Here is a 22322-nt window from a genome sequence, read left to right on the forward strand (position 1 = left end):
TACGCGAAGAAATCAAATCACAGACGTGCCGACTACGCGGCGTCCACCGCGACGACACCCCGCCGTACGGCACGCACCGCCTTGGCGGCGGTGGACGCGATCTCGGGGTCGTCGGCGGTGTTGTGGATCTGATCGAGCAGGTCGATCACCTGCCTGCACCACCGCACGAAATCGCCCGCCGACATCGTCGTACCGGGGTCGCCGCTGGCCAGCAACGCCTCGGCCAACGCGTCGCCGCGCGCCCACTTGTAGACCCCGGTGACGAACCCCAGATCGGGTTCGCGGGTGGGCGGAAGTTTGTGTCGCGCCTCGTCGGAGCGCAGATCCGACCACACTTCGATGGTGGCCGCGACCGCACGGCGGATCGGATCGGTCGGCCCCGCCGGCGTCAGCAGGCCGGTTTCCTGGCGCGATTCGTAGACCAGTGTCGATACCACCGCGGCGAGTTCGGCCGGGCCCAGTCCGCGCCACAGACCTTGGCGCAGGGCTTCGGCGACCACGAGATCGCTCTCGGCGTAGATCCGGGCCAGGCGCCTGCCGTCGGCTGTCACCTCACCGTGGGCGACGAACCCGCGTTCCTCGAGCAGCCCGACGATCCGATCGAAAGTGCGCGCCAGCGAATTCGTGGTCGCGGCAACTTTCTGGCGCATCGTCTCGGTCTCGCGGGCGAGGCGCGAATACCGCTCGCCGGTGCGGCTCAGCTGCTCCCGATCGGGACGATTGTGCGCGGGATGGGACCGCAGACTGCGCCGCAGCGTCGAGAGCTGACGATCTTCGCCGCCTCGAACACGATCGTTGCGCTTGCCCCGGCGCGGAGCCGAGATTCCGGTGCCGCGCAACGCCGAGGCCAGGTCGCGGCGGATGCGCGCGGTCCGGTGATCGACCCGGCGCGGCAGATCCATGCGCCCGAGCGCTTCGGCTGGCTCCGGGAAATCGGCCGCGGACACCCGACCGGCCCAGTGGTCCTCGGTCAATACCAGTGGACGCGGATCGCCGGGCGTCTGGTCGGGTTCGAGGATCACCGCGAGCCCGGAACGCTTGCCCACGGGGATGGACACCACGTCGCCACGGCGCAACCCGATCAGCGCTTTTACCGCGGCGCCGCGCCGGTCGGCCCTTCCCTGCTGCTGGATATCGCGTTCGCGTTGCTTGATCCGGTCACGCAGCGACAGGTACTCCATGAAGTCGCCGTCGACGCCGCCGAGCTGACTCTCCAGCTTGCGCAGCGCGCCCTCGTTGCGTTCGATCCCGCGGACGAGCCCCACGACCGACCGGTCGGCCTGGAACTGGGCGAACGACCGCTCGAGCAGCGTTCGGGCCTCCTGGGCGCCCATCCGGTCGATCAGGTTGATCGACATGTTGTAGCCGGGCCGGAACGAGCTGCGCAGCGGATAGGTGCGGGTGGAGGCGAGGCCGGCCACCGCGCTGGTGTCGACCTCGGGCTGCCACAGCACCACCGCGTGGCCCTCGACGTCGATGCCGCGCCTGCCCGCGCGGCCGGTGAGCTGGGTGTACTCGCCGGGGGTGAGCTCGGCATGAGTTTCGCCGTTGAACTTCACCAGCCGCTCGAGGACCACCGTGCGGGCGGGCATGTTGATGCCCAGTGCCAGGGTCTCGGTGGCGAACACCGCGCGCACCAGACCCTTGACGAACAGTTCCTCGACGGTGTGCCGGAACGCGGGCAGCATACCGGCGTGGTGGGCGGCCAGGCCGCGTTGCAGTGCCTCGCGCCACTCCCAGTAGCCGAGGACCTCCAGATCGCCCTTGGGCAGGTCACCGGTGTGCTTCTCGATGATCTCGTCGATCTGCGCGGCCTCGCCGGGACGACTCAGATCGAGGCGGGCGCGCAGGCACTGGGCCAGCGCGCCGTCACAGCCCGCGCGGCTGAAGATGAAGGTGATCGCGGGCAGCAGGTTTTCCTCGTCGAGACGCGCCAGGACATCCGGTCGCGGCAACGGGCGGAAATTGCCGCCGCGTCCACCCCGTCCGCGCGGACCGCCGTAGCCGTGCATCCGGTCGGCGCTCTCGCGCTGGCGGATGAACCGCACGAGGTCTTCGTCGACCACGACCTTGCGGTCGCTGGACTTGGTGTCGAACAGGTCGAACATCCGCCGGCCGACCATCACGTGCTGCCACAGCGGCACCGGCCTGGTCTCGTCGACCACCACCGCGGTGTCGCCGCGCACAGTTTCCATCCAGGCGCCGAACTCCTCGGCGTTGGACACCGTCGCCGACAGGCTCACCAGTCGCACATCCGGCGGCAGGTGCAGGATCACTTCCTCCCACACCGCGCCCCGGAACCGGTCGGCCAGGTAGTGCACCTCGTCCATCACGACGTAGGACAGACCGTGCAGCGAGTCCGAGGACGCGTAGAGCATGTTGCGCAGCACCTCGGTGGTCATCACGACCACCGGCGCACCGGGATTGATCGACTGGTCACCGGTGAGCAGGCCGACGCTGTCGCGGCCGTGGCGGGCGGTGAGATCGGCGAACTTCTGATTCGACAGCGCCTTGATCGGCGTGGTGTAGAAGCACTTTCCGCCCGAGGCCAGCGCCATGTGCACGGCGAACTCACCGACGATCGTCTTGCCCGCTCCGGTCGGGGCGCACACGAGCACGCTGTGCCCGTCTTCCAACGCCGCGCACGCGGTGCTCTGGAAGGGGTCCAGATCGAACGAGATTTCACCGGCGAATTTCGCCAGTTCGCTGGGCAGCCCCGGAGTGTCGGTCACCCCTCAGAGCGTATCGGAGTAGTCCGACACCGGGCGCGCGGTTTTCTCCGGCTCGCTCACCGGATCGGCGGACGCCACCGGCTCGGGGGTCTCGAGCGGAGAGGCCTGTTCGTCGTCGAGCGTGCCCCAGCCCTCCTTCTCTTCCCGGCGGGCCTTGCGCGCGTCGCTGAACCGCGCGAACTGCACGGCGAACTCGAACAGCACGGTCAGCGCGATCGCCAGCGCCAGCATCGAGAACGGGTCCTGCGGTGTGACGATCGCGGCGAAGACGAACAGACCGAAGATCATCCCGCGCCGCCACGCCTTGAGCTTGGTGTAGGGCAGCACCCCGACCAGGTTCAGCCCGATGATGATCAACGGCGTCTCGAAACTGACGCCGAAGATGATCAGCAACTGGATGATGAAACCGAAGTACTGATTACCGCTGAGCGCGGTGATCTGGACGTTGTCGCCGATGGTCATCAGGAACGACAACGCGTGCGAGACCACCACGTAGGCGAGCACGGCACCCGTCACGAACAGCACCGAACCGGTCACCACGAACCCGACCGCGAGCTTGCGTTCCTTCGCGTACAGCCCCGGGGTGATGAACGCCCACAGCTGGTACAGCCAGAACGGGGTCGCGATCACCACACCGGCGGTGAACCCGACCTTCAACCGGAGCATGAACTGGTCGAAGGGTCCCGTGGCGAGCAATCGGCAGGCGCCGTCGGGGGTCAGGCTGGCCCGCGCCGATTCGGGCAGCGCACAGTAGGGACCGCGCAGGATCTCGCCCAGGCTCTCCATCCCGAAGAGGGTGTGCGCGTACCAGAAGAAGCCGATCAGGGTGGTCACCGCGATGGCGGCCAGTGCCAGCAGCAGCCGGGTGCGCAGTTCCTGCAGGTGCTCGACCAACGACATGGTGCCGTCGGGATTCGTCCTGCGCTTGGTGCGCCGGGGATCGAACGGGATGCGCATGGTGGGTGGTGGCCTCTAACCCTCGGTTCGGCGGATGCTCGGCGGCAACTTCTGACGAGACAGCACTTCGCCCCGGAGCGATGACTACCGCTCCGGGGTGATGGCCGAGGTCAGAGGGTTTTGTGGCCCTGCTGCGGTTCGACGATCGGGGTCTGTGCCTGCGGCGCCGACGCGGACAGCTGCTGCTGCGGCGCGGGAGTGGCCGGGGTGGCCGCCGGTGCGTCGGATGCCGACGACTCCGCCTGCATCTGCCCGACCTCGCTCTTGAAGATCCGCAGCGAGCGGCCGAGACCGCGTGCCGCGTCGGGAAGCCGCTTCGCGCCGAAGAGCAGAACGAACAGCAACGCGATGATCAGCAGGTGCGTCCAGCTGAACGTGCCCATTATCAGATACCTCCAAAGACTGTGGTGATTACCGATGCTACCTGGGTTCGGACCGTGGTGGACGCCGAGCCGCAGCGGTGTTCGCCACGCGTTCAACCCGCGACAGCGGCCGCCGCCCCGGTCAGCTCGGCGAACAACCGGCTTCCGGTGAACCGGGTGGTGTCGCCGGACTCGGCGATCCTGATCAGCTCAGTCAACCTCCGGTTGACCGGCGTCGGGTGCCCGACCATGTCGCCGAGGCGCACGATTTCCCCGCACAACCACGCGATTTCGGTCCGTCGGCCGAGCGCGAGGTCATCGGCCATCGACGAGCGGGCGAGCGGATCGATGGCGAGCACCCGACCGAACACCCGCCGGAAGACCGCGTCGGGAACACGCAGCAAATGCACCATCAACTCGGGCGGAACGGGGGTGAGCTGCGCGGGCCGAATTCGCGCAGTGTTCATCACGGCGAGGGCTTCGGACTGGGTCAGCGCGAGGCAGCGGCGGTAGTCACGCTCGGCGAGCTCCTCGCGCAGCGGCCTGCCCGACAGCGCGTTGATCGGGTTGTTCAGATTGAGCAGCAGTTTCGCCCATTGCACCGGACGCAGGTCGCGGTGGCGGCGTAGCGGCAGTCCCGCCGCCCGGAAACCGTCGGCGAAGCGGTCGACGACCTTGTCGTCCTGGATCGCGAGGTCGCCATCGCTGGCGCGGTGGAAACACCCGCGACCGCTGTGCACCACGTTGAACATCACCATCCCGGCCAGGGCGATGCTGGTCGGCAGGATCTCTCGGATCACGCTGGCGTTGCCGATGCCGTTCTGCAGGCTCACCACCGGCGTGCCGGGGCGTAATCGGCCCGCGACCGCACGGACCGCAGCGGCGGTGTCGGCCGATTTCACGGTCACCAGGACCAGATCGGCCAACTCGGGTTCGTCGGGCTCGAGCGCGAGGCCGAACCGGTCGGGCGTCACCTCGGTCGAGCCGCCGTCCAGATCGGTCAGGCGCAGGCCGTGTTCGGCGATGTCGTCGAGGATCCGCTGACGGCCGACGAAGATCACTTCCATGCCCGCGGCGGCCAGGTGACCGCCGACGAAAACCCCGACGCTGCCCGCGCCGAGGACCAGTACTCGCTGACTCACGCGGGTTCGGTCTCCCCCACCAGTCCGGCGGCCGCGTAGGCGGCCAGGGCGGCGTCGGCACGCAGGCGCACCGCCGCCACCAGTTCGGGTGGCCCGAGCACGGTGACGCCGGTGCCGAAGCCGAGCAGCAGCCGGGCCATCCAGTCCGGTGAGGCGAAGCGCATGCCCGCCTCGATGCTGCCGTCGGCGCGCGATTCGATGCGGTGCATGGGGTACTGGTCGAGCACCCAGGCGTAGTCGGCGCGAATCCGGAGCCGGGCCAGCGGCACATCGGGGTCGTCCTGGAACAGGTCGAGTGCCGCGGCGTCGTTGGCGGCGTGGCTCGGCGCGTGGGCGGGTTCGTCGAGTTCGGTGGCGTCCTCGATCCGATCGAACCGGAACAGGCGAACGCCTTCGGCCTGCCTGCACCAGGCCTGCAGGTAGCTGTTGTTGTCGACCAGCACCACGCGAATCGGGTCGACGATGCGTTCGGACACCTCGTCGCGGCTGGCGGAGTAGTAGACCAGGCGCAGGGCTCGCGCGTCGGCGAGAGCGGCGCGCACGGTCGCGACCACCGGCTTCTCGACGGGGACATCGACCGGCTTGCCGGTGACGACGGCGTCGGTGCTGGCGATCGCCGATTCGATCTTGGCGATGGCGGCGTGCGCGGCGGTCGGATCGACCATGCCCGGCATCTCCACGATCGAGCGCAGCGCCACCAACAGCGCGGTGGCCTCGGTGGAGGTGAGCCGTAGCGGCCGTTCGATACCGGCCGAGAAGGTGACCTCGATGCTCTCCTCGGAGAACGACAGGTCGATCAGATCGCCGGGACCGTAGCCCGGCAATCCGCACATCCACAGCTGATTGAGGTCGCTCATCAGCTGTTTGGTGGTGACCCCCAGTTCGGCGGCGGCCTCGGCCGCGCTGATACCCGGGTGCGCGAGCAGGTACGGCACCATGTTCAGCAGGCGCGAAAGGCGTAGGGACAGACGCGAACTCACGACGTGACCTCCGTGTGGTCGAGTACCGACCGTAGCCGGTTCATCACGTCGGCGCGCAGTTCCGGTGGTTCCAGAACGAGAACATCAGGACCGAGGCCGGTGATCAGCCTGGCCACCCAGTCGCGGGATCGCACCGGCACCTCGAGCACCGAGCCGGGACGTCCGCCCAGGTCACGGGTGTCGACTTCGGTGCCGATGCGGCGCAATTCGCGACCGCGGCCCTTCGCGACCCACACGGTGGCCGACCCGGTGACGGGAGCGTCGCCGGTGACCCGGTCGACGATCGCGCGCAGGTCGGTGTGCGCGGGCTTGTGGACCGCGTCGACCGGACCGTACGGCCGCACCTGTCCCCCGATCCGCGAGAGCCGGAACGTGCGAACGGCATCGCGTTCGCGGTCGTGGCCGACCAGATACCAGCGCCCGTGGCGGGTCACCACCCCCCACGGTTCGACATCGCGGGTCACGAACGGATCGGTGACAGCGCTGTGGTGGCCGAATCGCACCGCCTGCCCCGCGTCGATCGCCGCGAGGAGTTCCCGCAACACCGGCTCCGACCCTCGGGTGCGGGCGGGCACCGCGGGCACCGACACCCCGACGTTGTCGGTCTCGACGGTGACTCCGGCCGCGCGCAGCTTCAACAGCGCGCCCTCGGCCGCGCCCGCCAATTCCGGTGAGGCCCACATCTGCACCGCGACGGCGACCGCCGCGGCTTCCTCGCTGGTCAGGTCGATATCGGGCAGCTCGTAGGCGTCCCGGTTGATCCGGTATCCCTCGAGTGTCGAGAACCGTCCCACCGGACCGACTTCCAACGGGATGCCCAGATCGCGCAATTCGTTCTTGTCGCGCTCGAACATCCGGCTGAACGCCTCGTCGGTCGCGGAGTCCTCGTAACCGGCCACGCTGGCGCGAATACGTTCCGCGCTCAGGAACTGCCTGGTCGACAGCAGCGCGATGACCAGATTCATCAGCCGCTCGACCTTGGATATCGCCACTCGATAGAGGGTAATGGTCGCGCCCGGTCCCCCGCGCGTCGGCGCACACTTGGGCCACGGTCCCGCGACCATGGGACCCACCCGTCGAAAGGATCACGATGCTCGTCGCCTTCTCCGTTGCTCCCAGCGGTTCCGCCCACCACGACGGCTCGGTCGGCGAAGCGGTCGCCGCGGCCGTCCGGGTGGTACGCGCTTCCGGCCTGCCGAACCGCACCGACGCGATGTTCACCACCCTCGAGGGCGAATGGGACGAGGTGATGGCAGTGATCAAAGCCGCCACCGACGCCATCCTGGTCACCGCACCCCGCTGCAGCCTGGTCCTCAAGGCCGACATCCGCCCCGGGGTCACCGACGCGCTGCACAGCAAGGTCGACACGGTCGAGCGCTACCTCGCCGACGGGTAGCCGACGCCCACGGATGCGAGAATGCGAGGGTGGAACTCCGTCCGGCATGCCGTGCCGCGGGCATCGGCGTGGTGTCGATCAGCGAGCACGTCGGCCCGGCTCGGGCGCATCGGGCCGTCCCCACCTTGTCGGCTCGACTCGTTGTCGGTCTCGGGGCCCCGCTCGAGGTCGACTACGACGGACAGACCTTGCGCACGCAGGCTGTCGTGGCCGGCTTGCTGCGGCCGGGGCTCGCGACGCCGGTCACCACCCTGCTGCCGAGGCAGCCGACGGCTTATGCCGAGCTGTCGGCATCGGCCATGCGCCGCCTGATCGGCATGCCACTGAGTGAGGTGGACGCGGGCGGCGTGATCGCCGACGCCGTACTGCCGTGGGTGAGTTCGATGTGTGAGGAGTTGGCGGAGCTCCCGGCCGGTCGACGCGAGGCTGTTCTGCGCATTCGGCTGCTCGACCAGCTGAACCGGGCCGGGTACGACACCACCGCCGACCACGCCCTGCGCGCGCTGGATCTGATCAGAGCCGGGAGGGGAACAGCGTCGGTCGACGATCTCGCCGACGACGTGCACCTGAGCGCCCGGCGTCTGCGCGAGGTGATGCGACGTTCGCTGGGGGTCACCCCGAAATTCGCCTCCCGCGTGGCCCGTCTCGAGTGCGCGGTGCACCGCGCCGGCACCGGCGCGACATCCTGGGCCCAGGTGGCAGCCGAGTCGGGCTACCACGACCAGAGCCACCTCGTGCGCGAGTTCCGCGACCTCATGAACACCACGCCGACCGGCTGGCTCGCGGAAGAGGGCCGAAATCTACAAGGCCGGCAACGCCCTGCTCGACGAGCATGGGAAAGATGAACAGCCAACTGGTCCCGAAACTGCTGGTCTCCGACGCGGACGCCGCGATCACCTTCTACACCCAGGCGCTCGGAGCCGAGGTGAGTCTGCGCGTCGCCGAGGACGCGGTGGTGCACCACGCCGAACTCACGCTCGGCTCCGTCGTGTTCGCCCTGGCACAGAGTGTCCAGGAGTGGGGGTGGTCCGACCCCGGGTCGGTGGGTGGCTCGCCGGTGCTCCTCGTGCTCACTGTCGCCGATCCCGACGCGACAGCGCAGCGGATGGCGCAGCACGGAGCCGAGGTCGTGATCCCCGTCGACAACCGTCCCTACGGCAAGCGGCAGGGCAGGGTGAAGGACCCCTTCGGGCACCTCTGGATCCTCAGCGGCGACCTGCGATAGGCCGCCGAGCCACCGTGGCGAGCGCGGGGTGCACTCACCACGGCCGGATCTCACAGCATGCAGCGGGCGATCGAGTCGGCCACGCACGCTGGGCGGTCGGCGTTTTCGAGCTCGACGGTGACGTGCCGGTGGACTTGGACGCCGCCGGGCACCTCGGTGACCTCGGTGAGCGTGAGGTGGGCCCGAATACGGCTGTCGACCGGGACGGGAGTGAGGAAGCGGACTCGGTCGAGGCCGTAGTTGATGCCCGCCTTCGCCGCGCTGACGGTCATGATCTGCTGGGTCATCGGCACGATCAGCGACAGGGTGAGGAAGCCGTGGGCGATGGTGGTTCCGTAGGGGCCCGCGGCGGCGCGTTCGGCGTCGACGTGGATCCACTGGTGATCGTCGGTGGCCTCGGCGAACAGGTCGATGCGCCGCTGGTCGACGGTGATCCAGTCGCTGGGGCCGAGTTCTGTGCCGACCGCCGCCCGCAGGGCGTCGACATCAGCGAAGTCCGTGGTCATGCCGTTCCTCCGAAACGTTGGCGCAGTGCGCGTTTGAGAACCTTGTGGGTGGGGCCCAGGGGTAGCTCGGTGACGAACTCGACGCGGCGCGGGTACTTGTACTTCGCGACCTGCTGCTTGGCGAAGTCGATCACCTCCCGCTCGGTCAGCGCGCCCTCGGGCACGACGACCGCCACGATCTCCTCACCGTAATGGGGGTCGGGTACCCCGATCACCGCCACCTGCGCGATCCGTGGGTGCCGCATCAGGGCCGCTTCGACCTCGGTCGGATACACATTGAATCCGCCGCGCAGGATCATCTCCTTGATCCGGTCGACGATGCGCACCCGACCGGTCTTGTCGCGGGTGCCGAGGTCGCCGGTGCGGAACCAGCCGTCGACCACCGCGGCCGCGGTCGCCTCCGGCCTGCCGGTGTAACCGCTGAACACGTTGTGCCCACGCACCACAACCTCCCCGACGTCGCCGATCGGCAACAATTCGATGCGGTCGGTGATCGCGGGATCGGCGATCTCCACGTCGACGCCCCACACCGGATGCCCCACGGTGCCCGCCTCGGTGCCGAAGCACGGCTGGTTCACCGCGGCGGTCGGCGAGGTCTCCGACAGGCCGTACCCCTCGAGCACCGGTGCGTGGAAGTTCCGCTCGAATTCCTCGAGTACGGCGACGGGCAGTGCGGCGCCGCCGCTGACGCACAGTTTCAGCTCGGGCATGGCCGGTGCCGAAGCCGCCGCCTCGATCAGCGACAGGTACATCGTTGGCACACCGTGGAACAGGTTGACCCGCTCGGCCGCCATCAGCGAAATAGCGGCGGCGGCATCGAATCTCGGCATCAACACCAGGGTGCCACCGACTCGCCAGTGCGAATTCATCGACACCGTCTGGCCGAACACGTGGAACAGCGGCAGCGCGCCGAGAGCGATGTCGTCGCGGTGGATCTCGTTGGCGTCGAAGGTGTTCACCGTCGCGCACATCACCATGTTGAGGTGGCTCAGTTCGGCCCCCTTGGGTGTGCCGGTGGTACCGCTGGTGTAGAAGACGACCGCGGTATCGAGCGGGCTACGGGAGAGGAAGTTCGAGATCGCCTCGCCGACAAGCTCTTCGGGCGCGACGACGTCGATGCCCGCGCTGCTCGCGGCTTCAGCGCCCGTGGCCGCGACCATCGGATGACAGATCAGCAGTGAGGCACCGCTGTCGCGCAACACGTACTCCATTTCCGGCGCGGTGAGCAGTAGATGCACGGGCACCACGGTCGCGCCCGCGGCCAGGATGGCGAAATAGGCGCGCGGGAAGTCGGCGGTGTTCGGACACAGCAGGCCCACCCGGTCACCGGGTTTCACGCCACGCGCGATCAGGGCACTTGCTTGCTCGCGGGCCTGCAGCCAGAGATCGGCGAAGGTGACGCGGGTGTCGCCTTCGATCAGGGCGAGGTGGTTGGGTCGGCGGCGGGCGGGTTCGGCGAGAATGCTCGCCAGGGAGAGGGTGGCGTTCACGGGTGGTTCCTAACGACAGCGATGGCGAGAAGCGGGGCGGCCACCGCGGGGAGCGGGGGCGTGGGCGTGGGTGCGGTGACCACCAGCGGTGATCACCGCACCGGTCAGCGGTGGAGGTGGACGGCGAGGCCTTGGCCGACACCGACACACAGGGTCGCGATCCCATGACGGGCATCGCGGTCGGCGAGTTCCATCGCGGCGGTGAGCGCCAGTCGCGCACCGCTGGCACCGAGCGGATGACCGAGTGCGATCGCGCCACCGTTGGGGTTCACGTGATCGGCATCGTCGGGCAGGCCGAGCCCGCGCAGTACCGCGAGCGCCTGCGCGGCGAAGGCCTCGTTGAGCTCGAGCACATCGACCTCGCCGATGGTCAAACCTGTTCGAGCGAGCAGTTTTTCGACGGCGGGAACCGGACCGATGCCCATGGTCCGCGGCGCTACGCCCGCCGCCGACATCGCCCCGACTCGTGCGAGCGGTGTGAGACCGTACCGGCGAACGGCATCCTCGGAAGCCAGCAACAGCGCCGCGGCACCGTCGTTGATCCCCGAGGAGTTTCCCGCGGTGATCGACCCGCCGGGTACCACCGCCCGCAACGCGGCGAGCGAGTGCGCGCTGGTCTCGCGCGGATGCTCGTCCCGATCGACGAGTACCGGTTCGCCACGACGCTGCGGCACGGGGACCGCGGTGATCTCGCGAGCCAGCCTGCCCCGGGCGATCGCCGCCGCGGCCCGCTGCTGGGAGCGCAGGGCGAACGCGTCCTGATCAGCGCGCGCGATCGTGTACTCGTCGGCGATGTTCTGCGCGGTCTCGGGCATCGTGTCGGTGCCGTAGCGTTCGTGCATCCGCGGATTCACGAACCGCCAGCCGATCGTGGTGTCGGCGAGCTGGGCCGACCGATCCCAGGGTGCACCGCTTTTCGGCAGGACATAGGGCGATCTGGTCATCGACTCCACACCGCCGGCGATCACCAGATCCGCGTCACCGGCCCGGATCGCCCTGGCCGCGTAGCCCACGGCATCCAGACCCGAAGCACACAGCCGGTTGACCGTCACACCGGGCACGGTCACCGGCAGACCCGCCAGCAGCGCGGCCATCCGCGCGACATTGCGATTGTCCTCACCGGCCTGGTTCACGCAACCGAGCACCACATCGTCGACCGCGTCGAAGTCCACGCTCGGAAGCCGTTCGACCAGGGCGGAAATCGCGTGCGCGGCCAGGTCGTCGGGACGCACCCCGGCCAGCGCGCCCCCGTACCGGCCGAACGGCGTTCGCACACCGTCCACCAGATACGCGGTGCCCGTCACAAGCCCATGTCCTTGGCGATGATCATCTTCATCACCTCGCTGGTGCCGCCGTAGATCCGGTTGACCCGGTTGTCGGCGTACAGGCGGGCCACCGGGTACTCGTTGATGTAGCCGTAACCGCCGTGCAGTTGCAGGCAGCGGTCGATCACCCGCGAGGCCACCTCGGAGCAGAACAGTTTGGCCGAGGCCGCGTCGGCGGCGGTGAGTTCCTCGCGGTCGAGGGCCTCCAGTGCCCGGTCGACGACCGCCTCGGCGGCGTCGACCTCGGCCTGGCAGGCGGCCAGTTCGAACTTGGTGTTCTGGAACTGCGCGACCGGCTGGCCGAAAACGTGACGGCCCCTGGTGTACTCGAGAGTGAACCGGATCGCTGCCTTGGCCTGGGCATAGGCGCCGAGCGCGATCGAGAGCCGTTCCTGCGGCAGATTCTGGCCCAGGTAGCTGAATCCCCTGTTCGCCTCCCCCAGTAGGTCCGACACCGGAACCCGCACGTCGGTGAAGGACAGCTCGGCGGTGTCGGAGACCTTCAGACCCAGCTTGTCCAGCTTGCGTCCCACCGCGTACCCCGGCGACTTCGTATCGACGACGAGCAGCGAGATCCCGTGGCGGCGATCTGTTTCCGACGGCGGAGCGGTCCGCGCGCAGACGATCACCCGGTCGGCGTGTACACCGCCGGTGATGAAGGTCTTGGACCCGTTGAGCACATAGTGCGTGCCGTCCTCGGACAGCTGTGCGGTGGTACGCATTCCGGCGAGGTCGGAGCCGGTGCCGGGCTCGGTCATCGCGATCGCGAACATGATCTCGCCCGAGACGAATCCCGGCAGCCAGCGCTGCTTCTGTTCTTCGGTCGCGAGGTTCTTCAGATACGGCAGACACAGGCCCACGTGCACGCCGGAGCCGCCGAAAGACACACCGGCGCGGGTGGTTTCCTCCAGCAGGATCGCCTGGAACTTGAACGATTCGATGCTGGCGCCACCGTATTGCTCGGGCACCTCGATGCCGAACACCCCGAGGTCGGCCAGCTCGGCGTAGAACTCGCGCGGCACGATGCCCGCCTCGTACCACCGGTCGTAGACCGGCGAGACCTTCGATTCGATGAACGCCCGCACGGTCTTGCGGAATGCTTCGTGCTCGTCGTTGAAAACTGTTCTCTGCATGAGGTTTCTCCGCAATCTAGAGACGGCGTCCGCCGTCGACGTACAGGGTCTGTCCGGTGACGAAGCCGGCATCGTCGGAGGCGAGGAACGCCACCACGTTCGCGATGTCGGCGGGCACGCCGACCCGTCGCAGCGGGGTGATCTCGGCGGTCTTCGCCTGCAGGTCCTCGGCACTCACGCCCATGCGCGCCGCGGTGGCCGCGGTCATCTCGGTGGCGATGAAGCCGGGCGCGACCGCGTTGACGCGGATCCCGAACGGGCCGAGTTCCATGGCGAGGGTGCGGGTCAGGCCCTGGATGCCCGCTTTGGCGGCCGCGTAGTTGGCCTGGCCGCGATTGCCGAGCGCCGAGACGCTCGAGGTGTTGACGATGGCGCCGCCACCGTTGTCCACCATGTGCTTCTGCGCGGTCTTGCTGCACAGGAACGCGCCGCGCAGGTGCACCGCCATGACCGTGTCCCAGTCCTCGACCGACATCTTGAACAGCAGGTTGTCGCGCAGCACGCCCGCGTTGTTCACGAGCACGTCGAGCGAGCCGAGGTCGGCCACGGTGCGAGCGACGGCATCGGCCACCTGCGCCTCATCGGCGACGTCGCAGCCGAGGCCGATCGCGGTGCCGCCCGCCGCGGTGATCTTCGCGGCGGTCAGTGCCGCGGCGTCGGTGTCGAGATCGACGACGGCAACGGCGAATCCGTCCTCGGCCAAGCGGGCGGCGGTCGCCGCGCCGATGCCGCGAGCCGCCCCGGTGACGAAGGCTGTTCTGTGGGTCATGGGTCGTACTCCTGTGTCAGACAATGGCGTTCACGCCGGTGAGGGCGCGCCCGATGAGCAGTTTCTGGATCTGGCTGGTGCCCTCGTAGAGGGTCAGTACGCGCGCGTCGCGCAGGTATTTGGCGACGGGGTATTCGTCGATGTAGCCGTAGCCGCCGAATACCTGGATCGCGTTGTTCGCGGCGGAGACCGCCGCCTCGGAAGCGAACAGCTTCGCCATCGACGCGGCGGTGCCGAAGGCCTCCCCCCGGTCGGCGAGATCGGCCGCGCGCCACGCGAGCAGCCGGGCGGCGTCGGTCGCGACGGCGATATCGGACAGCAGCTCCTGGACCAGCTGGTAGCCGGCGATCGGCTTGCCGAACTGTTCGCGCTCACCGGCATAACGCACCGCGGCTTCGAGGCAGGCACGGGCCACGCCGACGCACCCGGACGCGACCCCGATGCGCCCCTTGTCGAGCGCGGACATCGCGATCCGGAAGCCTTGCCCCTCCTCGCCGAGGCGCAGCGCGTCGGGCACCCGGACGCGATCGAGGACGAATTCGGCGGTGGCCTGGCCGCGCAGCCCGAGCTTGCCCTTGATCTCGGTCCGGCCGAAGCCCGGCGCGTCCGTCGGCACCACGAACGCGGTGACACCCTTGGGGCCGGGCCCACCGGTCCGAGCGAACACCAGCGCGTGATCGGCCCAGGTCCCGTTGGTGATGAAGATCTTGGTGCCGGACAGAACCCAGTCCGACCCGTCGCGGACGGCGCGGGTGTCCAGATTCGCCGCGTCGGAGCCGGTGCCGGGCTCGGTCAGCGCGAAACAGCCGAGCTGTTCACCCGCGCAGATCCCGGGCAGGAATCGCTGCTTCTGCTCCTCGGTGCCGTACGCGGCGATCGACTTGCCGAACAGCCCGAGCGAGACCGACACGATGCCGCGCACCGCGCTGTCACCGCGTCCGAGCTCCTCGAGCAGCAGGCAGTAGTCGAAGGTGTCGCCGCCGGAGCCACCGTATTGCTCGGCGATCCCGATGCCGAGGAAGCCGAGAGCGCCGAGTTTGCCGACGATCGCCGGGTCCACCGATTCGTCGCGATCCCACTGCGCGGCGTACGGCACGACTTCCTTGTCCACCCATGTTCGGGCGAGTTCACGCAGGTCGGACTGCGCGGGGGTGAGCTGGAAATCCACGGAACCACTCCTGAACCAAACGGCGTTAGGTTTACTCGGGCACCGTATCCTAACGCTGTTCGGTTAATCAAGAGTCATTTTCGGCATCGGTGATACCGTTCGATTCCCGACGAGAGAGGGAGTACCGCATGGCGAGGCCGCGCGTTCCGCTGTTGAGCCGCGAGCGCATTCGTGACGCCGCGCTGGTCCTGATCGACCGCGACGGGCTCGCCGAAGTCTCCATGCGCAAATTGGGCGCCGAACTCGGCGTGCAGGCCGCCTCGCTCTACGGCCACTACCCGAACAAGGATGACCTGTTCGACGACATCGCCACCGGCATCATGAGCCACGTCGACACCTCGGCCTTCGACACCATGAGCTGGGATCGCGCACTCGCGGACTGGGCGCGCAGCTATCGCGGCGCGCTGGCCACCCACCCGAACTTCGTGCCGTACCTGGCCACCGGCCCGGGCCGCCGAGCCGAGAACCTGCGCGCCGCCGACGCCGTCCACGGCGGTCTGGTCGGCGCGGGCTGGCCACCGCGCTACGCCACCATGATCGGCGCGGCCACTCGCTACCTGGTCATGGGTTCGACAGTGGGCTCGTTCGCCGGCGGCTTCGCCGACGACGTGCAGGTCTACCGCGACCGCTACCCGCACCTGAATCAGGCACACCTGCTGCGGGCGATCGCCGACGAAATCGATGACGACAGTTTCGAATTGGCGCTCACCGCGTTCATCGCCGGTCTCACCGCCACCTACGCGACCGTCGTCACCGCGGACTGAGCGTGCCCACACACAACAAAACCGGTGGCGCCTACGCGATCGCTCCCATGCGCCACCGGTTCTGTTGTCGGTCCCCCCGTCTGAGGGGTTCGCCTACATCGAGGCGATCAGCCGGTCGACGCGTTCGTCGACCGATCGGAACGGATCCTTGCACAGCACCGTGCGCTGCGCCTGATCGTTCAGCTTGAGGTGCACCCAGTCGACGGTGAAGTCGCGGCCGGCTTCCTGCGCGGCGGTGATGAAGTCACCACGCAGCTTGGCTCGCGTCGTCTGCGGCGGGGTGTCCACGGCGGCATCGACGGCGTCGTCCTCGGTGATCCGCTTGGCCAGACCCTTGCGCTGGAGCAGGTCGAAGACCCCGCGACCACGCTTGATGTCGTGGTAGGCCAGATCCAGCTGGGCGATCTTGGGATCCGACATCTCCATGCTGTAGCGGTCCTGGTAGCGCTGGAACAGCTTGCGCTTGATCACCCAGTCGATCTCGGTGTCGACCTTGGCGAAGTCCTGCGCCTCGACCGCGTCAAGGGTGCGACCCCACAGATCCACCACCGCGTCGACCTGCGGATCGCGATCGCGGTTGCGCAGGTGCTCGACGGCGCGGGCGTAGTACTCGCGCTGGATCTCCAGGGCACTGGCCTGGCGGCCGCCCGCCAGGCGCACGGGACGGCGGCCGGTGAGATCGTGGCTGACCTCGCGAATGGCCCGTATCGGGTTGTCGAGCGCGAAATCGCGGAACGACACCCCTGCCTCGATCATCTCCAGCACCAGCGAGGCGGTACCGACCTTGAGCATGGTGGTCGGTTCGGCCATGTTGGAGTCACCGACGATCACGTGCAGGCGCCGGTACTTCTCGGCGTCGGCGTGCGGCTCGTCGCGGGTGTTGATGATCGGGCGCGAGCGGGTGGTCGCCGAGGAGACGCCCTCCCAGATGTGCTCGGCGCGCTGCGACAGGCAGAACGTGGCCGCCTTCGGCGTCTGCAGCACCTTGCCCGCGCCACAGATGAGCTGGCGGGTGACCAGGAACGGGAGCAGCACATCCGAGATCCGGGAGAACTCGCCCGCCCGGACCACGAGGAAGTTCTCGTGGCAGCCGTAGGAGTTGCCCGCGGAGTCGGTGTTGTTCTTGAACAGGTAGATGTCGCCGCCGATGCCTTCTTCGGCGAGGCGCTGTTCGGCGTCTATGAGCAGATCCTCCAGCACCCGCTCGCCGGCGCGGTCGTGGGTGACCAACTGCACCAGGCTGTCGCATTCGGCGGTGGCGTACTCGGGATGCGATCCGACGTCGAGGTACAACCTGGCACCGTTGCGAAGGAAGACATTGGAGCTACGGCCCCAGGACACCACCCGGCGGAACAAGTACCGGGCTACCTCGTCGGGGGACAGCCGACGGTGACCGTGGAAGGTGCATGTCACACCGAACTCGGTCTCGATCCCCATGATTCGTCGCTGCACACTATCGACACTACAGCCATGACCAGTGCCCGCGCGGCGCTCCTGACATCCCATTCGCATACGTGTTCACAACGATTCGGACAGCGAACGACCTCCGCGCACACGACGAGATCGGGCCTGCGAACCGGTGTGATTCGCAGGCCCGATCATGATCGTGACGGTGGGTTATTTCCCCGCGTCGTCGTCGGGTTCGGGCAGCTTCACCTCTTTGACCGGCTTGGGCTTGGACTTCGACGCGGCCAGCGCCGACTCCAGGGCGGGGCCCTGCAGCCTGCGGAACGCCCGGCGCGGCCGCTGCTGCTCGAGCGTGGCCACCTCGAGGGAGGCCTCACCGAGCGAACGCTTGTCCTTGTCGGCTTCGGGCTGACCGGCCAGCAGTGCGCCGATCGCCACCTTCAACGCGTCGTCCAGGGACAGACCCGGCTTGTAGGTGGCTTTGAGCTGGGTCAGGATCGGCTCGGTGGTGCCGCCCATGACGACGTACTCGCGTTCGTCGACGATGGACCCGTCGAAGGTGATCCGGTACAGCACCGAGGTCGGTGACTGTTCGGGATAACCCACCTCGGCGACGCAGATCTCCACCTCGTAGGGCTTGAGCTGATCGGTGAAGATCGACCCCAGGGTCTGCGCGTACAGGTTGGCCAGCCCACGCCCGGTGACATCGCGCCGGTCGTACTGGTAACCCTTGAGGTCGGCCTGCAAGATGCCGCCGCGGCGCAGGGCCTCGAACTCGTTGTACTTGCCGACCGCGGAGAATCCGACGCGGTCGTAGAGCTCGCTGACCTTGTGCAACGTCGCCGAGGGGTTCTCGGCGACGAACAGCACGCCGTCGGCGTAGACCAGCACGATCACACTGCGACCGCGACCGATGCCCTTGCGGGCGAGCTCGGTCTTGTCGCGCATGATCTGCTCGGCCGAGGCGTAATACGGCAGCGTCATAGGACGGCGCCCCCTTCTTCCGCGGCTTCCCGGTCGGCGATCACACCGCGGGCGATCTCGGCGAGACGATCCTCACCGATCTCGTCCGCACCGTCGGCGTCGATCACCACCGCTGTCGGGTAGATCCCGCGCAGCATGTCGGGGCCACCGGTGGCGGTGTCGTCGTCGGCGGCGTCGAACAGGGATTCGACCGCGATCCGCAGCGCCCGGTCCTGGTCGATGCCGCGCTGGTAGAGCTTCTTCAGCGACGACTTCGCGAACGTCGAACCGGAGCCGACGGCGGTGTAGCCGAACCGCTCCTCGCTGCGCCCGCCGACCACGTCGTAGGACACGATGCGGCCGGACCGGTCGAGGTCGAGGATCTGGTCGTCGAAACCGACCAGCAGCGGGATCGCGGCCAGGCCCTGCATGGCGGCAGGCAGGTTGTCGCGAACCATCTTCGACAGCTTGTTGGCTTTACCGTCGAAGGTGAGCGGCACACCTTCGATCTTCTCGTAGTACTCCAGCTCCACGGCGAACAGCCGCACCATCTCGATCGCGATGCCCGCGGTACCGGCGATACCCGCGGCCGAGAAGGTGTCGGTGATGTACACCTTCTCGGTGTCGCGGCTGGCCAGCAGGTTACCCATGGTGGCCCTGCGGTCGCCCGCGATCAGCACGCCGCCACGGTAGGTGACCGCGACGATGGTGGTGCCGTGCGGCGCCAGATCCTTCGTCGCGGTCAGATCCGAGACCGGAAACCTGTTGGCGGGCAACAGGTCCGGAGCGTGCATGCGGAGATGTTCGGTGAACGAGGAGAGAGCCCGCCCCGCGTGGAGGCGCAAGGGGTCACCTGGGGTCACTGGCCGCCCTTCTGCACATATGCCCGCACGAAGTCTTCGGCGTTCTCTTCGAGCACGTCATCGATTTCATCGAGCAAGTCGTCGGTTTCCTCCGCGAGCTTCTCGCGGCGTTCCTGCCCTGCCGCGTCTACGCCCTCGGGGCCCTCGTCCTCGTCGCCACCCCCGGCGCGCTTGGTCTGCTCTTGTGCCATGGCAGCCGACCTCCTCTTCCTCATCACGATGATCGTGTGTGTCCCACAACCCTACCGAGCGGATCCGACAAGGTGGTCGATAGCGATCGGATTGTCGCGCAGTCGACCCCTCGATCGCGTCAGTGGGTGAGCTGCTCGACCAGTTCCGCGGCCGTGCGCGAGGCATCGAGCAGCCTGCCGACGTGCGCTTTCGTGCCCCGGCGCGGTTCCAGCGTCGGAATCCGGACCAGCGAATCGCCACCGAGATCGAAGATCACCGAATCCCAACTGGCGGCGGCGATATCGGCGCCGAAGCGTCGCAGGCACTCACCGCGGAAGTAGGCGCGGGTGTCGGTGGGCGGGTTGGTCATCGCGTCGAGCACCTGCTGTTCGCTGACGAGCCGCTCCATCGACCCGCGGGCAACCAGCCGGTTGTAGAGCCCCTTGTCCAGGCGAACGTCGGAGTACTGCAGGTCCATCAGGTGCAGTTTGGGCGCGGCCCAGCCCAGGCCTTCCCTGGTGCGCATGCCCTCGAGCAGTCGCAGTTTGGCCGGCCAGTCGAGCAGGTGCGCGGCGTCCATCGGATCGCGCTCGAGCAGGTCGAGGACCATCGCCCACTTGTCGATGATGTCGAGCACGCGCGGGTCTTCGTTGGCTTCGCGCTGGACGAACTTGGCGACGCGCTCGTGGTAGAGCCGTTGCAGCGCAAGGCCGGTCAGCTCGCGTCCGTCGGCCAGCGCGACGGTGGCGCGCAGCGTCGGGTCGTGGCTGATCTGGTGCACGGCGGTGACCGGGCGGGCCAGCTGGAACTCCGAGAGGTCCTCACCCGCCTCGATCATGTCGAGCACCAGCGCGGTGGTGCCGACCTTGAGGTAGGTCGACATCTCGGCGAGGTTGGCGTCACCGATGATCACGTGCAGCCGCCGGTACTTGTCGGCGTCGGCGTGCGGTTCGTCGCGGGTGTTGATGATGCCGCGCTTGAGCGTGGTCTCGAGGCCGACCTCGACTTCGATGTAGTCGGCACGCTGGGACAGCTGGAAACCGGCGTGGTCACCCGATTGACCGATGCCGACCCGGCCCGCGCCACAGATCACCTGGCGGGAGACGAAGAACGGGGTCAGTCCGGCGATGATGTGGCTGAAGGGGGTGTCGCGGCTCATCAGGTAGTTCTCGTGGGTGCCGTAGGACGCGCCCTTGCCGTCGACATTGTTCTTGTACAGCTGCAGCCGGGGCGCCCCCGGCACGCTCGACGCGTGCCGGGCGGCCGCCTCCATCACCCGCTCGCCCGCTTTGTCCCAGATCACCGCGTCGAGCGGGTCGACGACCTCGGGGGCGGAGTACTCCGGGTGGGCGTGGTCGACGTAGAGCCGGGCGCCGTTGGTGAGGATCATGTTGGCCGCGCCGACCTCGTCGGCGTCGATGACCGGGGCGGGCCCGCTCATCCGGCTGAGGTCGAAACCACGCGCGTCACGCAGCGGGGATTCCACCTCGTAGTCCCAGCGGGTGCGCTTGGCTCGCGGCACTCCCGCGGCGGCGGCATAGGCGAGAACGGCCTGCGTGGAGGTGAGGATCGGGTTGGCCGTCGGCTCCGTAGGGGTCGAGATGCCGTATTCGACCTCGATTCCGATGATGCGCTGCATACCGTCGAGCCTAGGCGACGCGCTGTACCCGCACCCGCATCTCTGCCCAGCGGGGCTGCTGGAGGCCGGCAACCTCCCCCAAGAGGGGGACCCCGGAATCGTTCTCGTGAGCGATCCGCCGGGCCGCTCACGCGCTGATACTCGGTGCATGACCGATGTCGTAGCACCCACCACCGAAGCGCCCGTCGCGCCCCGGCCCGCTCGCCTGATCGCGCTGGATGTGCTGCGCGGCATCGCGATCCTGGGCACCCTCGGCACCAATATCTGGATCTTCACCAACCCGGCGGGCATGGTCGGCTACCTCGACGAGCTCGCCACGGCCCCCGAGAACGCCTGGATGTGGTCCGAGCGGGTACTCCAGCAGCTCGCGCAGGGCAAGTTCCTCGGCCTGCTGACGGTGATGTTCGGGATCGGCCTGGCCATCCAGCAGGGTTCGGCACAGCGGGCAGGCCGGCCGTGGCCCGGCAGATATCCGTACCGCGCGGGGCTGCTGTTCCTCGACGGCCTGCTGAACTTTCTGTTCGTCGCCGAGTTCGATGTCCTGATGGGTTACGCGATGACCGGCCTCGTCGTCGCCTACATACTCGCGACAACCGAACGAGCGCAACGCCGTTGGCTGATCATCGCCGCCTCGGTCCACGTGACGATGCTGACGTCGATAGCCGCCGCGTTGGCCTTCGCGCCACAGCAGGACAGCGCCGACTCGTCGCCGCTGGATCCCAATCCCTACGCGGACGGCTCCTTCTGGGATCTGGTGCTGTTCCGCCTCGACCACGCGCTGATCTTCCGGCTCGAGGCGATCTTCGTGTTCCCGATGTCGATCGCCCTGTTCCTGCTCGGCGCGCGACTGTTCCGGGCGGGCGTCTTCCGACCCGAGGGCGCGCGCATTCGACGGCGGCTCATGGCGCTCGGGTTCGCGATCGCCGCCCCGCTGGATCTGGCGCTGGGCCTCGCGGGCGGCGGCGACTTCATCTTCGTCGCACGGTACGCGACGGCACCGTTCGTCGCCCTCGGAATCCTGGCCGCGGTCGCCGAGTTCTACCTGCGCAGGCCACACCTCGGGTTCGCGGGCACACGGCTGAGCGAGGTCGGCCGCACCGCGCTCAGCTGCTACATCCTGCAGAATCTGATCGCCGGAATCCTCTGCTATGGCTGGGGTTTCGGGCTGGCGGCGCGGGTACCGGATTCGGCCAGGGTGCCGTTCACGGTGGCGATCTACCTGGTCGTGGCCGTCGCGATCATCGCCTTCGCGCACCTGTGGTTGCGACGTTTCGAGCGCGGTCCCGTGGAGTGGCTGTGGAATCGAACCTATCGCGCGCTGGCCGGGTGA

22 protein-coding genes are annotated in these 22322 nt (G+C 68.2%); 5 read left to right on the forward strand and 17 right to left on the reverse strand.

Features of this window, described 5'->3' with window-relative positions:
- Positions 1-32: 32 nt before the first annotated feature.
- The 6 genes from ACFULV_RS09060 to ACFULV_RS09085 form a co-directional block, all read right to left on the reverse strand.
- The gene (locus ACFULV_RS09060; RefSeq protein ID WP_378627486.1) at positions 33-2732 is read right to left on the reverse strand and encodes a DEAD/DEAH box helicase; all 2700 of its coding nucleotides are present in this window, start codon (positions 2730-2732) and stop codon (positions 33-35) included.
- A gap of 3 nt (positions 2733-2735) precedes the next feature.
- Positions 2736-3689 (reverse strand): twin-arginine translocase subunit TatC, encoded by a 954-nt coding sequence (gene tatC, locus ACFULV_RS09065; RefSeq protein ID WP_378627485.1) that lies wholly within the window; start codon positions 3687-3689, stop codon positions 2736-2738.
- 110 nt (positions 3690-3799) lie between these two features.
- Positions 3800-4072: a Sec-independent protein translocase subunit TatA gene (gene tatA / locus ACFULV_RS09070; RefSeq protein WP_378627484.1), complete on the reverse strand. Its 273-nt coding sequence runs from the start codon at positions 4070-4072 to the stop codon at positions 3800-3802.
- A 92-nt stretch (positions 4073-4164) separates the two neighbouring features.
- Complete coding sequence (locus tag ACFULV_RS09075; protein ID WP_378627483.1) at positions 4165-5193, reverse strand: 2-dehydropantoate 2-reductase; 1029 nt, start codon at positions 5191-5193, stop codon at positions 4165-4167.
- Positions 5190-6173: a helix-turn-helix transcriptional regulator gene (locus ACFULV_RS09080; RefSeq protein ID WP_378654812.1), complete on the reverse strand. Its 984-nt coding sequence runs from the start codon at positions 6171-6173 to the stop codon at positions 5190-5192. Before ACFULV_RS09080 ends, ACFULV_RS09075 begins: the two co-directional genes overlap by 4 nt.
- Positions 6170-7165, reverse strand: coding sequence for a helix-turn-helix transcriptional regulator (locus tag ACFULV_RS09085; protein WP_378627480.1), 996 nt, complete (start codon positions 7163-7165; stop codon positions 6170-6172). The genes ACFULV_RS09080 and ACFULV_RS09085 overlap by 4 nt, the downstream gene beginning before the upstream one ends.
- Positions 7166-7263: 98 nt before the next feature.
- Here ACFULV_RS09085 and ACFULV_RS09090 point away from each other — a divergent pair, with 98 nt between their 5' ends.
- From ACFULV_RS09090 to ACFULV_RS09100, 3 genes are read left to right on the forward strand one after another with little or no spacing between them, the layout of a single operon-like run.
- The gene (locus ACFULV_RS09090; protein WP_378627478.1) at positions 7264-7569 is read left to right on the forward strand and encodes an MTH1187 family thiamine-binding protein; all 306 of its coding nucleotides are present in this window, start codon (positions 7264-7266) and stop codon (positions 7567-7569) included.
- A 29-nt stretch (positions 7570-7598) separates the two neighbouring features.
- A complete protein-coding gene (locus tag ACFULV_RS09095) occupies positions 7599-8414 on the forward strand; it encodes a helix-turn-helix domain-containing protein (RefSeq protein WP_378654816.1) in 816 nt (271 codons plus the stop codon).
- Complete coding sequence (locus ACFULV_RS09100; protein WP_378654818.1) at positions 8411-8794, forward strand: VOC family protein; 384 nt, start codon at positions 8411-8413, stop codon at positions 8792-8794. Before ACFULV_RS09095 ends, ACFULV_RS09100 begins: the two co-directional genes overlap by 4 nt.
- Positions 8795-8844: 50 nt before the next feature.
- Here ACFULV_RS09100 and ACFULV_RS09105 read toward each other — a convergent pair whose 3' ends face one another.
- The 6 genes from ACFULV_RS09105 to ACFULV_RS09130 form a co-directional block, all read right to left on the reverse strand.
- Positions 8845-9300, reverse strand: a complete 456-nt coding sequence (locus ACFULV_RS09105; protein ID WP_378627470.1) for a MaoC family dehydratase — start codon at positions 9298-9300, stop codon at positions 8845-8847.
- Positions 9297-10790, reverse strand: a complete 1494-nt coding sequence (locus ACFULV_RS09110) for a long-chain fatty acid--CoA ligase (protein WP_378654821.1) — start codon at positions 10788-10790, stop codon at positions 9297-9299. Before ACFULV_RS09110 ends, ACFULV_RS09105 begins: the two co-directional genes overlap by 4 nt.
- Before the next feature lie 104 nt (positions 10791-10894).
- Positions 10895-12094: a 3-oxoadipyl-CoA thiolase gene (pcaF, locus tag ACFULV_RS09115; RefSeq protein ID WP_378654823.1), complete on the reverse strand. Its 1200-nt coding sequence runs from the start codon at positions 12092-12094 to the stop codon at positions 10895-10897.
- Positions 12091-13248 (reverse strand): acyl-CoA dehydrogenase family protein, encoded by a 1158-nt coding sequence (locus ACFULV_RS09120; RefSeq protein ID WP_378654826.1) that lies wholly within the window; start codon positions 13246-13248, stop codon positions 12091-12093. The genes pcaF and ACFULV_RS09120 overlap by 4 nt, the downstream gene beginning before the upstream one ends.
- A gap of 16 nt (positions 13249-13264) precedes the next feature.
- Entirely contained in the window at positions 13265-14017 is a 753-nt protein-coding gene (gene fabG / locus ACFULV_RS09125) for a 3-oxoacyl-ACP reductase FabG (RefSeq protein ID WP_378654829.1), read from the reverse strand.
- 16 nt (positions 14018-14033) lie between these two features.
- A complete protein-coding gene (locus ACFULV_RS09130; RefSeq protein ID WP_378654832.1) occupies positions 14034-15185 on the reverse strand; it encodes an acyl-CoA dehydrogenase family protein in 1152 nt (383 codons plus the stop codon).
- 128 nt (positions 15186-15313) lie between these two features.
- Here ACFULV_RS09130 and ACFULV_RS09135 point away from each other — a divergent pair, with 128 nt between their 5' ends.
- Positions 15314-15949 (forward strand): TetR/AcrR family transcriptional regulator, encoded by a 636-nt coding sequence (locus tag ACFULV_RS09135; protein WP_378654834.1) that lies wholly within the window; start codon positions 15314-15316, stop codon positions 15947-15949.
- Positions 15950-16042: 93 nt separating this feature from the next.
- Here ACFULV_RS09135 and pafA read toward each other — a convergent pair whose 3' ends face one another.
- From pafA to dop, 5 genes are all read right to left on the reverse strand, one after another.
- Complete coding sequence (gene pafA, locus ACFULV_RS09140; protein ID WP_194824832.1) at positions 16043-17401, reverse strand: Pup--protein ligase; 1359 nt, start codon at positions 17399-17401, stop codon at positions 16043-16045.
- A 165-nt stretch (positions 17402-17566) separates the two neighbouring features.
- Entirely contained in the window at positions 17567-18340 is a 774-nt protein-coding gene (prcA, locus tag ACFULV_RS09145) for a proteasome subunit alpha (protein ID WP_378654837.1), read from the reverse strand.
- Positions 18337-19182: a proteasome subunit beta gene (gene prcB, locus ACFULV_RS09150; protein ID WP_378627456.1), complete on the reverse strand. Its 846-nt coding sequence runs from the start codon at positions 19180-19182 to the stop codon at positions 18337-18339. Before prcB ends, prcA begins: the two co-directional genes overlap by 4 nt.
- Positions 19179-19373, reverse strand: coding sequence for a ubiquitin-like protein Pup (locus ACFULV_RS09155; RefSeq protein ID WP_019047503.1), 195 nt, complete (start codon positions 19371-19373; stop codon positions 19179-19181). The genes prcB and ACFULV_RS09155 overlap by 4 nt, the downstream gene beginning before the upstream one ends.
- Before the next feature lie 119 nt (positions 19374-19492).
- Complete coding sequence (gene dop, locus ACFULV_RS09160) at positions 19493-20992, reverse strand: depupylase/deamidase Dop (protein WP_378627455.1); 1500 nt, start codon at positions 20990-20992, stop codon at positions 19493-19495.
- 148 nt (positions 20993-21140) lie between these two features.
- Here dop and ACFULV_RS09165 point away from each other — a divergent pair, with 148 nt between their 5' ends.
- Positions 21141-22322, forward strand: coding sequence for a DUF418 domain-containing protein (locus ACFULV_RS09165; RefSeq protein ID WP_378654840.1), 1182 nt, complete (start codon positions 21141-21143; stop codon positions 22320-22322).

Source organism: Nocardia sp. NPDC057272 (genome assembly GCF_042668615.1).
In the GTDB taxonomy this organism is placed as follows: domain Bacteria; phylum Actinomycetota; class Actinomycetes; order Mycobacteriales; family Mycobacteriaceae; genus Nocardia.

Coding starts and splice junctions, on each gene's coding strand:
- tatC (WP_378627485.1), bottom strand. CDS start 3,689: ATGCGCATCCCGTTCGATCCCCGGCGCACCAAGCGCAGGACGAATCCC.
- tatA (WP_378627484.1), bottom strand. CDS start 4,072: ATGGGCACGTTCAGCTGGACGCACCTGCTGATCATCGCGTTGCTGTTC.
- ACFULV_RS09090 (WP_378627478.1), top strand. CDS start 7,264: ATGCTCGTCGCCTTCTCCGTTGCTCCCAGCGGTTCCGCCCACCACGAC.
- ACFULV_RS09100 (WP_378654818.1), top strand. CDS start 8,411: ATGAACAGCCAACTGGTCCCGAAACTGCTGGTCTCCGACGCGGACGCC.
- ACFULV_RS09105 (WP_378627470.1), bottom strand. CDS start 9,300: ATGACCACGGACTTCGCTGATGTCGACGCCCTGCGGGCGGCGGTCGGC.
- ACFULV_RS09120 (WP_378654826.1), bottom strand. CDS start 13,248: ATGCAGAGAACAGTTTTCAACGACGAGCACGAAGCATTCCGCAAGACC.
- fabG (WP_378654829.1), bottom strand. CDS start 14,017: ATGACCCACAGAACAGCCTTCGTCACCGGGGCGGCTCGCGGCATCGGC.
- ACFULV_RS09135 (WP_378654834.1), top strand. CDS start 15,314: ATGGCGAGGCCGCGCGTTCCGCTGTTGAGCCGCGAGCGCATTCGTGAC.
- prcA (WP_378654837.1), bottom strand. CDS start 18,340: ATGACGCTGCCGTATTACGCCTCGGCCGAGCAGATCATGCGCGACAAG.
- ACFULV_RS09155 (WP_019047503.1), bottom strand. CDS start 19,373: ATGGCACAAGAGCAGACCAAGCGCGCCGGGGGTGGCGACGAGGACGAG.
- dop (WP_378627455.1), bottom strand. CDS start 20,992: ATGCAGCGCATCATCGGAATCGAGGTCGAATACGGCATCTCGACCCCT.
- ACFULV_RS09165 (WP_378654840.1), top strand. CDS start 21,141: ATGACCGATGTCGTAGCACCCACCACCGAAGCGCCCGTCGCGCCCCGG.